At 68.2% G+C, this 11,303-nt stretch carries 8 protein-coding genes and 1 rRNA gene (1 of these 9 only partly in view); 2 read left to right on the top strand and 7 right to left on the bottom strand.

Translation table 11 applies throughout. The features are described 5' to 3' along the window. A 16S ribosomal RNA gene (locus ULB03_RS08140) occupies window positions 1-152 on the bottom strand (it extends 1,346 nt beyond the left edge of the window). 1,152 nt (window positions 153-1,304) lie between these two features. Between ULB03_RS08140 and ULB03_RS08135 the strand changes: the two genes are divergently transcribed. Then, window positions 1,305-2,723 (top strand): M23 family metallopeptidase, encoded by a 1,419-nt coding sequence (locus ULB03_RS08135; protein WP_322482687.1) that lies wholly within the window; start codon window positions 1,305-1,307, stop codon window positions 2,721-2,723. Window positions 2,724-2,839: 116 nt separating this feature from the next. Here ULB03_RS08135 and clpB read toward each other — a convergent pair whose 3' ends face one another. Continuing rightward, window positions 2,840-5,482, bottom strand: a complete 2,643-nt coding sequence (clpB, locus tag ULB03_RS08130; protein WP_322482686.1) for an ATP-dependent chaperone ClpB — start codon at window positions 5,480-5,482, stop codon at window positions 2,840-2,842. Between the two features lie 215 nt (window positions 5,483-5,697). Here clpB and ULB03_RS08125 point away from each other — a divergent pair, with 215 nt between their 5' ends. Further along, entirely contained in the window at window positions 5,698-6,462 is a 765-nt protein-coding gene (locus ULB03_RS08125; protein WP_322482685.1) for an MOSC domain-containing protein, read from the top strand. Between the two features lie 49 nt (window positions 6,463-6,511). Here the strand turns inward: ULB03_RS08125 and ULB03_RS08120 are convergent, their stop codons facing one another. The 5 genes from ULB03_RS08120 to ULB03_RS08100 form a co-directional block, all read right to left on the bottom strand. Next, window positions 6,512-6,772: an MmcQ/YjbR family DNA-binding protein gene (locus tag ULB03_RS08120; RefSeq protein WP_322482684.1), complete on the bottom strand. Its 261-nt coding sequence runs from the start codon at window positions 6,770-6,772 to the stop codon at window positions 6,512-6,514. A 100-nt stretch (window positions 6,773-6,872) separates the two neighbouring features. Further along, window positions 6,873-8,210 (bottom strand): M48 family metallopeptidase, encoded by a 1,338-nt coding sequence (locus ULB03_RS08115; protein WP_322482683.1) that lies wholly within the window; start codon window positions 8,208-8,210, stop codon window positions 6,873-6,875. 129 nt (window positions 8,211-8,339) lie between these two features. After that, window positions 8,340-8,693, bottom strand: a complete 354-nt coding sequence (locus ULB03_RS08110; RefSeq protein WP_322482682.1) for an RNA-binding S4 domain-containing protein — start codon at window positions 8,691-8,693, stop codon at window positions 8,340-8,342. 12 nt (window positions 8,694-8,705) lie between these two features. Further along, window positions 8,706-9,566 (bottom strand): hypothetical protein, encoded by an 861-nt coding sequence (locus ULB03_RS08105; protein ID WP_322482681.1) that lies wholly within the window; start codon window positions 9,564-9,566, stop codon window positions 8,706-8,708. Between the two features lie 310 nt (window positions 9,567-9,876). Continuing rightward, on the bottom strand, window positions 9,877-11,247 hold the full coding sequence (locus ULB03_RS08100) for a helicase-related protein (protein ID WP_322482680.1): 1,371 nt from the start codon (window positions 11,245-11,247) through the stop codon (window positions 9,877-9,879). Between the last annotated feature and the right edge of the window lie 56 nt (window positions 11,248-11,303).

Genomic DNA, 11,303 nt, shown 5'->3' with positions numbered 1-11,303 from the left:
AGCTCCAGTTTCCCGGAGTTATTCCGAACCAAAGGGCAGGTTCCCACGCGTTACTCACCCGTGCGCCACTAAGGCCGAAGCCTTCGTTCGACTTGCATGTGTTAGGCATGCCGCCAGCGTTCGTTCTGAGCCAGGATCAAACTCTCAGGTTCAATGCGGTATCTCATCGGCCTCGCGACCAACAAGAACCTCGACGGAAACCAACCGTAGTCGGCACCTAAACCCAAGTCCGTTCCTGTATCCCCAATCGCTCGGGGATCATTTCAGAGCATGTATTCAAGATGCGTTCTGGTCGTTTCCATGTTGCTGCCCGTACCGGGCCCATCATCGGAACCGCCGTCTGCGCATCCCTTCTCAAGACGTTCACTTGTTCAAGAACCCGCGGCCCAAACGCAAATACGCGCTCAAACCACAACCCCGCCCTTGGCCGATCCCCTGAAGGACCAACCCAAACCCGGACAGGAAGGGCAAATTCCGTTTCGTCCAGCGGCATCACCGCCAGGACCGCCACCCCGTCATCACCAGCGTCAACCGCCAGAACTCAGGGATCGCTTCGCCGTCGCGCCGTTCGTTGTCGCCCGCCGCGTCGGTGAACGGGGTTATAGTGACCCCACCGGGGGGCTGTCTACAGAAATCTTGCAGCACCATGACGATTTTTGTCCAAGCCCCCGGACCAGGCGACAAAAGGGCCAGATGCGAAGGCCAATCCATAGACGATCCCTATATATGATCGCGCGCGCGTGCGCTGTTGCCGTGCAGGTCCATAGGCCGGCGCTTTCGCCGGCCTATGGACCCGCGAAGGAGGCGCCGCACTTCGCCTCAATTTCGCCACGGCCCGGGTCTATGTCGCGGGCCGGCCGCACGGACTCAAACCTCGCTGTCTTTCAAGTCTTATTAACGTGCCGTACGTAGGATGTTCCCGTTGACAGTGGCAATCACGTCACGCGAGGATTGGCCCAACCGATGGTCAGGCATTTCCTGCCTTTTTGGGCGGTTGTCCTGGACCCAACGGATGAGAAGAAGCTGGGGCGTTACGACCTGCCGAGCCTCCGGAGCGCATGAACCGGGGTCGGCGTTTCCAGTCGTCAGTTCCTCTCCCTCAGGCCGGGCTCCCCTTTCGGGGACGGAGTTCGGTGTGGGGATCTCCGTGGTGCGCTTGGCGCCATGGCAAGGCCGTTCGGCAGGGCGGCCCGTCGACACTGTGCCCAGGCGCCGGCAACGGCAACCTGGGAAACTGCGCCCGATGGGGCCCCTGTGTAGCTTTGAGGTCAGAGGATTTTGACGATGCGGATTGGATTGGGGGAGTGGGGGCCTTGCTGAAACGGATCGCCGTGACATCGGCCGTCGCCCTTACCTTGGGCGGCATCGTTTCCCTGGCGTCGCTGGACGACACGGGCACCGTGGCCGTGGCCCCGCAGGCCCTGCCGCCGGCGCCGCCGTCCGATGTGGACCCCGACCTGGCCGCGGCCGCCGCGACCGCGCCCAAGGACCAGCAGGTTCCCCAACAGACCACCGTGGCCGCCGCCGCGCCGCAACCGCCGAGTGCCCCGGTGTCCGTCGACCCGGTGGAACGCCGCCATGTCAATGTCGGCCGGGGCAGCACCCTGATGCAGGTGTTGATGGACGGCGGCGTCCCCGCCGACAGCGCCCACAACGCCATCAGCGCCCTGAGCGGCGTCTATGACGTCCGCCGCATGAAGGCGGGCCAGGGCATCACCGTGCTGTTCGACCACAGCGAGGGTGACAAGTTCATCGGGCTGGAGTTCCAGCCGGCCGCCGAGCGCGCCGTGTCCGTCGCCTTCAACGGCGGGCGCTATCAGGCGCGGCAGATCGACAAGCCGCTGGAGAAGAAGCTGGTGGCCGCCCGCGGCCGCATCACCAGCAGCCTGTCGGAAGCGGCCAGCGCCGCCGGCGTCCCCTACCCCGTGCTGGACGCCTTCATCAAGCGCTACGCCTACGACGTCGACTTCCAGCGCGACCTGCAGCCGGGCGACACCTTCGAAATCCTGTTCGAGCGCTATTACACCGAGGATGGCCAAGCCGCTCGCGATGGCGAGATCCAGTTCGCCTCGCTGACCTTGTCGGGCAAGGAGAAGGCCATCTACCGGTACCAGCCCGCCGGCGGCACCGCCGATTATTACAACGCCCTGGGCGAAAGCATCCGCCGCGCCATCCTGCGCACGCCCATCGACGGCGCCCGCGTCACCTCCGGCTTCGGCATGCGCATGCATCCGGTGCTGGGCTATAGCAAGATGCACAAGGGCAAGGACTTCGGCGCTCCAGTCGGCACCCCCATCTATGCCGCCGGTGACGGCGTGGTGGAACAGGCCGGCCCGTTCAGCAGCTATGGCAACTACGTCAAGCTGCGCCATGGCAACCAGATGGAAACCGCCTACGGCCATATGAGCCGCATCGCCAAGGGCATGCGCGCCGGCCTGCGGGTGGCCCAGGGCGACGTCATCGGCTATGTCGGCGCCACCGGTCGCGCCACGGGCCCGCACCTGCACTTCGAAGTGCTGCGCGGCGGCCAGCAGATCAACCCCGACAGCAAGGAGGCCAAGATCGAGGCCGGCCGCAAGCTGGACGGCAAGGATCTGAAGCAGTTCCAGGCCATCGTCGCCGAAGACCAGGAAACCTTCCGTGGCATGCAGGACGGCACCGCCATGGTGGCCGTCAAGCCTGGCACCGGCCACGTCGTCCAGGCCGCCGTGAAGCGCCACTGATAGAACGTGCAGCAGCACTGATACGAAAAAGCCGGCCTCTCGCGAGACCGGCTTTTTTCATGGTTTGGGTGTCCGAGGGGGCATTTGAGCGATCACGATCAAATGCCCCCCGCGTATCAATGCACCGTCGGCGGCTGCCCCCACAGGCTTTCACCGGCCGGCGGGACCTGGATGGCCTCGCCGTTCAGGATCAGGCCTTCCGGCCCAGCGGAGACGCTGATGGCCTCACCGTCATGGATGCGCCCCTCCAGGATGCGGGTGGCCAGCGGGTTCTGCAGTTCCCGCTGGATGACCCGCTTCAATGGCCGGGCGCCGTAGGCCGGATCGTAGCCAGCGTCGGCCAGCCAGCGCAGGGCCGCGTCGTCCAGTTCCAGGGTCATGTTGCGGTCAGCCAGCATGCGGCGCAGGCGGCCCAGCTGGATGTTGACGATGCCGGCCATGTGCGGCCGCGACAGGCGGTTGAAGATGAGGATCTCATCCAGCCGGTTCAGGAACTCCGGCCGGAAGGAGCCGCGCACGACCTCCAGCACATGGGCGTGCGCCGTGGCCACCGCCGCCGCGTCCGCCCCATCGGCCAGCGAGGCCAACGCCTCCGACCCCAGGTTGGACGTCATGATGATCAACGTGTTGCGGAAGTCCACGGTGCGGCCCTGGCCGTCGGTCAGGCGGCCATCGTCCAGCACCTGCAGCAGCACGTTGAACACGTCGGGGTGAGCCTTCTCCACCTCATCGAACAGTACGACCTGATAGGGCCGCCGGCGCACCGCCTCGGTCAGGGCCCCGCCCTCCTCATAGCCAACATAGCCCGGAGGGGCGCCGATCATGCGGGCGACGGAATGCTTCTCCATGTATTCCGACATGTCGAGGCGGACCATGGCCGTCTCGTCATCGAACAGGAATTCCGCCAGGGCCTTGGTCAGTTCCGTCTTGCCCACGCCGGTGGGGCCCAGGAACAGGAAGCTGCCGATGGGGCGGTTGGGGTCCTGCAGGCCGGCGCGGGCGCGGCGCACGGCGTTGGACACCGCCACCACCGCCTCGTCCTGGCCCACCACGCGGCTGTGCAGCTTCTCCTCCATGCGCAGCAGCTTTTCCCGCTCGCCCGTCAGCATCTTGTCCACGGGGATGCCGGTCCAGCGGCTGACCACGGCGGCGATGTCGCCGTCGCGCACCTCCTCGTTCAGCATGCGGTTGCCACCGGCCTCCTCCGCCTCGCGCAGGCGGCGCTCCGTCTCCGGGATGACGCCGTAGGTCAGCTCGCCGGCGCGCGCCCAGTTGCCGGTGCGCTGGGCGTTCTCCAGCTCCGCCCGGGCCTGCTCCAGCTGTTCCTTCAGCTTCTGGGCGCTGGACAGGGTGTCCTTCTCCGCCTGCCACTGGGCGGTGAGGTTGCCCGACTGCTCCTCCAGCTCGGCCAGTTCCGTTTCCAGCTTGAGCAGCCGGTCCTTGGAGCCCTGGTCGGTCTCACGCTTCAGGGCCTCGCGCTCGATCTTCAGGCGGATGATCTGGCGGTCCAGCTCATCGATCTGCTCGGGCTTGCTGTCCACCACCATGCGCAGCCGGCTGGCGGCCTCGTCCACCAGGTCGATGGCCTTGTCGGGCAGGAAGCGGTCGGTGATGTAGCGGTTGGACAGGGTGGCGGCGGCCACGATGGCGCCGTCGGTGATGCGCACGCCGTGGTGCAGCTCATACTTCTCCTTCAGGCCGCGCAGGATGGAGATGGTGTCCTCCACCGTCGGCTCGGAGACGAAGACGGGCTGGAAGCGACGGGCCAGGGCCGCGTCCTTCTCGATATACTTGCGGTATTCGTCCAGGGTCGTGGCGCCGACGCAGTGCAGCTCGCCGCGCGCCAGCGCCGGCTTCAGCATGTTGGAGGCGTCCATGGCGCCGTCGGCCTTGCCCGCCCCCACCAGGGTGTGCAGCTCGTCCACGAAGACGATGACCTCGCCCGCCGCCGACTGGATTTCCTGCAGCACGGCCTTCAGCCGTTCCTCGAACTCGCCGCGAAACTTGGCGCCCGCCACCAGGCCGGCCAAATCCAGCGCCATGAGGCGCTTGTTTTTCAGCCCCTCCGGCACATCGCCATTGACGATGCGCAGGGCCAGGCCTTCCACAATGGCGGTCTTGCCCACGCCGGGCTCACCGATCAGGACGGGGTTGTTCTTGGTACGGCGGGCCAGCACCTGGATAGTGCGGCGGATTTCCTCGTCACGGCCGATGACGGGGTCCAGCTTGCCGTCGCGGGCGGCCTGGGTCAGGTCGCGGGCGTATTTCTTGAGCGCGTCATAGCTCTGCTCCGCCGACGCGCTGTCGGCGGTGCGGCCCTTGCGCAGGGCGTTGATGGCCTGGTTCAGGGCCTGCGGCTTGGCGCCGGCCTCAGCCAGTACCTTGGCGGCTGTCGTGCCCTCGGCCATGGCCAGCGCCAGCAGCAGGCGCTCGGCCGTCACGAAGCTGTCGCCCGCCTTCTGCGCCAGTTGCAGGGCGCTGTCGAACACCTTCGCCAACTCACGGCTGAGGCTGATCTGCCCGGCGCCCGGGCCGGACACCACCGGCACCTTGGCCAGCGCCGTTTCCACCCCCGCCAGGGCGCGGGCGGGATCGGCACCGGAGGAGCGCAACAGGTTGGCCGCCAGGCCTTCGCTGTCGTCCAGCAGCACCTTCAGCAGGTGTTCAGGGTTCAGGGTTTGGTGACCGCCGCGTAACGCCAGCGTCTGCGCCGCCTGCACGAAGCCACGGCTGCGCTCTGTGAACTTTTCGAAGTCCATCTCGATAGCTCCCGATGTCGGCCAGAGCGTCCGCCAGGCAGCCCGTTCCAGCCATGATCCACGACAATTGTGCGATCCGAAGGATGCACCAGCGATATGGGGCTTGCGTCCGCCGGCCGCAAGGTTGTTCAGGCCCCGTTCCTACATCTAATTGTCGTCATTCCGTCTTGCCCCGTGCGTTGACAAGGGGCGGGGGCCCCCCTTAAAGTGGGCCCATGACGACCACCGTTTCCATCCTGCACTATTTCCCCGTCAAGGGGTTATCCGCCCAGACCTTGCCGGCGGTGACGCTGACCCCTGGCCAGGGGCTGCCGCAGGACCGGCGCTTCGCCATCACCCACGGCGCCACCACCTTCGACGTGCTGGCCCCCGCCTGGCGACCCAAGAGCAACTTCCTGGCCCTGATGCGGGATGAGCGGCTGGCCACCCTGGACGCGCGCTATGACGCCGACAGCTGTATGCTGGTGCTGGCGCGCAATGGCAAGCCGGTGGCCCGGGGTCGCATCGACACGCCCACCGGCCGCCTGCTGATTGAGCAATTCCTGGCCGCCTACATGAAGGACGCGGCGGTGCCGCCGCCCTACAAGATCATCGAGGCGGCGGGCCACATGTTCAGCGACATCGAGGAAAAGGCCGTCTCGCTGATCAACCTGGCCAGTTGCAAGGATTTGGAGCGGGTGACCCAGGCGCCGGTGGACCCACGGCGCTTCCGCGGCAACCTGCTGCTGTCCGACCTCGCCCCCTGGGCGGAGGCGCAATGGGTGGGCAAGCGCCTGCGCGTAGGCGAAACCCTGCTGGAAGTCTTCAAGAACATCCGCCGCTGCGCCGCCACCGAGGTGAACCCGGTGACGGGGGAGCGTGACATGCCCGTGCTGAAATCCCTGATGAACGGCTACGGCCACGTCAATTGCGGCGTCTACGCCCGCGTGATCGAGGGCGGGACGGTGCGGCCGGGCGACACCGTGACGGTGATCGACTAAAGCAAGACCGATTAGAGCGGAACGCGATCAGACATGATCGCATCTCGCTCTAAAGCCGGGCCGCCAGCGTCTTCGGCGCCACCGCCTGGTAGCTTTCCCGGATCCAGGCCCGCAGCAGATCCAGCGGCATGTCCTCGCCCGCGCAGAAGGTGGCGGTGATCCAACCCGCGCGTCCCAGGCCATAGCCGGTGGGCGCGCAGTTGGGCATGTCCAGCGCGAAGGGGGCGGAGCGGGGCAGCTTCACCGTGACATGGCAGCCGGCATCCCCGTCCCGCCCCAGGAAGACGAAGATCTTCCGGCGCACCTTCACCACCGTCTCCCCCAGGGATGATCCTCCCACGCCTCGGGATAAGAGAGGGCATGGGCCAGCAACTCGGCCAGCGGGGAAGCCGGGGGTGACGGCGCGTCGGTCACGGCTTGGGCTCCGCCGGGGCCTGACCGGGCGTGGGGTTGGCGGGCGCCGCCTCGCCCGGCGTCGCCGTCACCGGCAAGTTCTCCGCCTTCCACCGCATGGCGCGCAGGACGCGGTTGTAGCCCGACGGGTGGTCGTAGAACAGGATCTCCTCCCACTTGCCGGGGGCCAGCTTGCGGTATTCCGCCAGCTTCAGCGCCACGGTGGCGAAGCCATCGGGCTCCCGCGCCAGGTTCAGGCCGAAGGCGTCGGCCTCCGCTTCCTGCGTGCGGATGATGGTGTTGAGCACGGGCGTCAGCACGAAGAAATAGGCGGTGAACAGGATGACGACCAGGGGCAGGCCGGCCACGTCGCCCAGTCCGGTGATGCCCCAGCGCCCGCCGCGCGTCAGCCGGCCGAAGACCCGGTCCACGAACAGGTAGCCGAAGCACACCAGGAGGGAGAGATAGAGCAGGAGGACGAAGACATGGTTCAGGACGTAATGCCCCATCTCATGCCCCATCACCGCCTTGATCTCCGCCGGGGTGCAGCGCTGCAGCAGCGTGTCGGTCAGGGAGATGCGGGTGGTGCCGAACAGGCCGCTGACATTGGCGCTGATCTTGTTGGACTGGCGGGAGGCGTTGAACTCATAGACGTCGGTGGCCGGCACCTCGTTTGAGCGGGCCATGGACAGCAGGGCCTCGCGCACCGGACCGGGCTTCATCGGTTCGTATGTGTTGAACAGCGGCGCCACGAAGACCGGCGACACCACCACCATGAGGGCCACCACCACCACGCCGAAGGCGCTGGCCCATACCCACCAGCTGCGGCCCAGGCGGCGGACGATGGCATACAGCACCCAGATGACCAGGGCACCGATCAGGCTGGAAATGGCGAGCTGGAGCAGCTGGTCGCCAAACCAGCCGCCAAAGGTCTGGTTCATCAGGCCGTACTGCCGCTCCCGATACCAGTCGGAATAGGCGACGTAGGGCAGGCTGAGGGCATAGTCGATGACGGTATAGGCGATGAAGAACACCGGCGTGGCGAAGCGGCCCAGACCGGCCAGTCCATCGCGCAGGCGCCGTGCCAGACCACCGGCCAGGAACACCGCCGCCACCGCCAGCGACACCAGGAAGCGCCAGAGCTGCAGCCAATAGCCGCCCTCGAAATAGGCGTTCGACTTCGCCCGCACATCCGCCGGGACGGTATCCATGTAGGCCTGCGTCGCCGCCACCGGATCGAACGCCGCAGCGGCGTGCGCCACATCGGGCGCCAGGCAGGTGCCCAGCACCGCACCGGCAAAGCCCACGGCCAAGGCCGCCGTCACCACCCCCCTGTTGTTTCCCCAACCTGTCATAAGCCAACCCCAAATTAGGCGCCCAAGCCCCCCTGGGCGGCGCTCATTGGCCCGCAGTGTAGGCCCGTGGAACAGGGCCGGATAGAACCGCTTCACCCAAAACCCGCGAGGCCTGAGGCGGTGGGAAACCTATGGCGCCCTGGGCAGGCGGGACTCCGGCGTCGGCGGGGACAGATCCTCATATAGCGCCTGGGCTTCCGGCGCCGGCCCCCGGCGCGTGCCCAGGGCCAGTACCTTGATGACGCGGATATGGTTGCCCAGGGGGAAGGTCAGCACGTCGCCCGGCCGCACGGTGTGGTGCGCCTTGGTGATGGTGGCGCCGCCGCAGCGGATGGCACCGGATCCGCACAGCTTGGCCGCCAGGCTGCGGGATTTCAGGAAGCGGGCGTACCATAGCCATTTGTCCAGCCGCAGCCGTCCCTGCGCCAGGTCGGCGGCATCCTCGTCCTCTCCGCCGCTGACCTTCCCGTTCACCTTAGACATCACCCGCCGCCATCAGGGCGCCTCCACCAACGTTCGCAGGATGCTGAAAGGGTTGTCGCTGGCGGGCGCCGGTTGGGCCGGCGCATGCCCCGCCTTGCCGCGCGCGTCCTTGGCCGCGACCGGTGCGCGGGATGCCTTGGGCCGGCGGCGCAGCCAGGGGGCCGGCTCCCCCTCCGCCTTGGGCCGCCCCTGGCGCCACCCCAGCGCGGACATGAGGGCCGGCACCTCCGCCCGGGGCACGCCCAGACTGAGCACCAGATCGTCCACCACCGTCAGCGGCCCGGCCTTCGCCCGGTCGGCCAAGGACTTCTCCAGCCGGTCCAGCATATCGACCCGGAGGGCGCGGGCGCCCAGGGGGATATAGCCGATGGCGGCCAGAAAGTCCGGCGGCAGGTCGCCCACCGGCAGCGTGACGCGACCGGGCGCCGGCACGGCCACCGGCGTGCCCCGCGCCACGGACCACAGCAGGCCGCGCAAGGCCACGGCCGCCGGCCGCGTCAGCGCCGACAGGAACACTTGGCTGAAGCCCAGGCGCAGGCCCAGGGCGGCCAGGCGCCGCCGGTCTTCCTTGGTCAGGGTGGCGATCAGCGGCTCCAGCGCGGCGCGCGGTAGGCCGCCCAGCGCCTCAGACACCTGGAAGGCGATGCCCCGGCCGGCGCCGGACAATTCCGTACCCTGCCCCTCCTTGGCCTGCCCCTCCTTGCCTTGCGCAGCGGCGGCCAGCGCCGTCAGCGGCGCCAGGACGCGGGCGACGTGCGCCTCCACCCAGCGGGTCAGGCGCATCCGCACCGGCTCACGCTGGCCGGTCTGCAGGAAATCATCGCCCACCAGGCGCACCAGGGGGGCCAGCGGCGTGGGGCCCGGCGCCAGCACGCCGATGACGGCGCCGTCCCAGCTGAGTTCCCCCCGCCGTCCAAGGTGATGGCGGCATCGGGCGCCGTCTCCAGCGCCCGCACCCGCTGGGCGATGACGTCGCCCAGGGCGCGGCGGGCGGCGGTGGTGATGGCCTTGGCGTCGGCCGCCGGCACGTCGGCATCCAACTGGAAGGCCACGCCCTGCAGGCGGCCCACCGGGTGCCCCTCCACCAGCACGCGGCCATCGCGGTCCACGGCCCCCATCAGGTCGCGTCCATCGGCCAGGCGCTTCACCAAGCCGGCGGAGCGCTTATCGACGAAGCGCTGGGTCAAGCGCTCATGCAGGGCGTCGGACAGCCGATCCTCGATGGCGCGGGTGCGCTCCTGCCAATGGACGGCGTCGTCCAGCCAACCGGGACGGTGGGAGATGTAGGTCCAGGTGCGGATATGGGCGATGCGCGACACCAGGGTGTCGATGTCGCCCTCCCCCTGTCCAGGCGGGCGACCTGGGCCGCCACCCAGTCCAGCGGCAGGGTGCCGGCCGGCCCGTCGCGCAGATATTTGAAGATCTGGGACAGGAGGCGGGTGTGGGCGTCGGACAGCACCTTGCGGAAATCCGGGATCTGGCAGACCTCCCACAACAGCCGCACGGCCAGCGGGTTGTTGGCCAAGCGCATGAGGTCGGCGTCCTGCGACAACGCCTGCAAGGCCAGATGGTCATCCGCCTCGCGCGCGCGGATCAGCACCGGGGACGGCGGCCGTTCCTCCAGCGCGCGCAGCAGGGCCTGGGGGCTGCGGAAATCCAGGTCGACGTTGCGCCACATCAGGGTCTTCAGCGTCTCGAACGTGTGGTTCTCCACCGCGTCGATCAGCTCGGGATCCAGCGGCGGCGCCTCATCCGTGGTGCCGAAGGTGCCGTCGGTCAGGTGTCGGCCGGCGCGGCCGGCGATCTGCGCCACCTCCGGCGCGCGCAGGCGGCGCGGCTGCTGGCCATCGAACTTGGACAGGCGGGCGAAGGCCACATGGTCGACGTCCATGTTCAGGCCCATGCCGATGGCGTCGGTCGCCACCAGATAGTCTACCGCCCCCTCCTGGTAGAGCTGAACCTGGGCGTTGCGGGTGCGGGGGCTGAGGGCACCCAGCACCACCGCCGTGCCGCCGCGCGTGCGGCGCAGCAGCTCCGCCAGGCCATAGACATCGGCGGCGGAGAAGGCGACCACGGCGGCGCGGGGCGGCAGCTTGGTCAGCTTCTTGTGCCCGCTGTAGGTCAGGCTGGAGAAGCGGGGCCGCGACACGAACTCCGCCTTGGGGATCAGCTTCTGCAGCAGCGGCTTGATGGTGTCGGAGCCGAGGAACATCGTCTCCTCCGTCCCGCGGGCGTGCAGCAGACGGTCGGTGAAGATGTGTCCGCGCTCCGGATCGGCGGCCAACTGGATCTCGTCCACCGCCAGGAACTGCGCCACATGGTCCAGCGGCATGGATTCGACGGTGCAGATCCAATAGCGGGCGCCGGGGGGGATGATCTTCTCCTCCCCCGTCACCAGGGCCACCTGGCCCGCCCCCTTGGCCTTGACCACCTTGTCATAGTTTTCCCGCGCCAGCAGGCGCAGGGGGAAGCCCATCATGCCGGTGGCGTGGCCCAGCATGCGTTCCATGGCCAGGTAGGTCTTGCCGGTGTTGGTGGGGCCCAGCACCGCCACCACCCTGCCCCCCGGCAACGCCCCCACGCTGTCGGCGGCCCGCCTCTGAACCGGCA

This window comes from Nitrospirillum goiasense, assembly GCF_034427435.1.
Taxonomy (GTDB): Bacteria; Pseudomonadota; Alphaproteobacteria; order Azospirillales; family Azospirillaceae; genus Nitrospirillum.
The sequence above is the reverse complement of the archived record's forward strand: the minus strand, read 5'-3'. Positions and strand labels throughout refer to the sequence as shown.

Coding starts and splice junctions, on each gene's coding strand:
- clpB (WP_322482686.1), bottom strand. CDS start 5,482: ATGGACTTCGAAAAGTTCACAGAGCGCAGCCGTGGCTTCGTGCAGGCG.
- ULB03_RS08125 (WP_322482685.1), top strand. CDS start 5,698: ATGACGACCACCGTTTCCATCCTGCACTATTTCCCCGTCAAGGGGTTA.
- ULB03_RS08115 (WP_322482683.1), bottom strand. CDS start 8,210: ATGACAGGTTGGGGAAACAACAGGGGGGTGGTGACGGCGGCCTTGGCC.
- ULB03_RS08110 (WP_322482682.1), bottom strand. CDS start 8,693: ATGTCTAAGGTGAACGGGAAGGTCAGCGGCGGAGAGGACGAGGATGCC.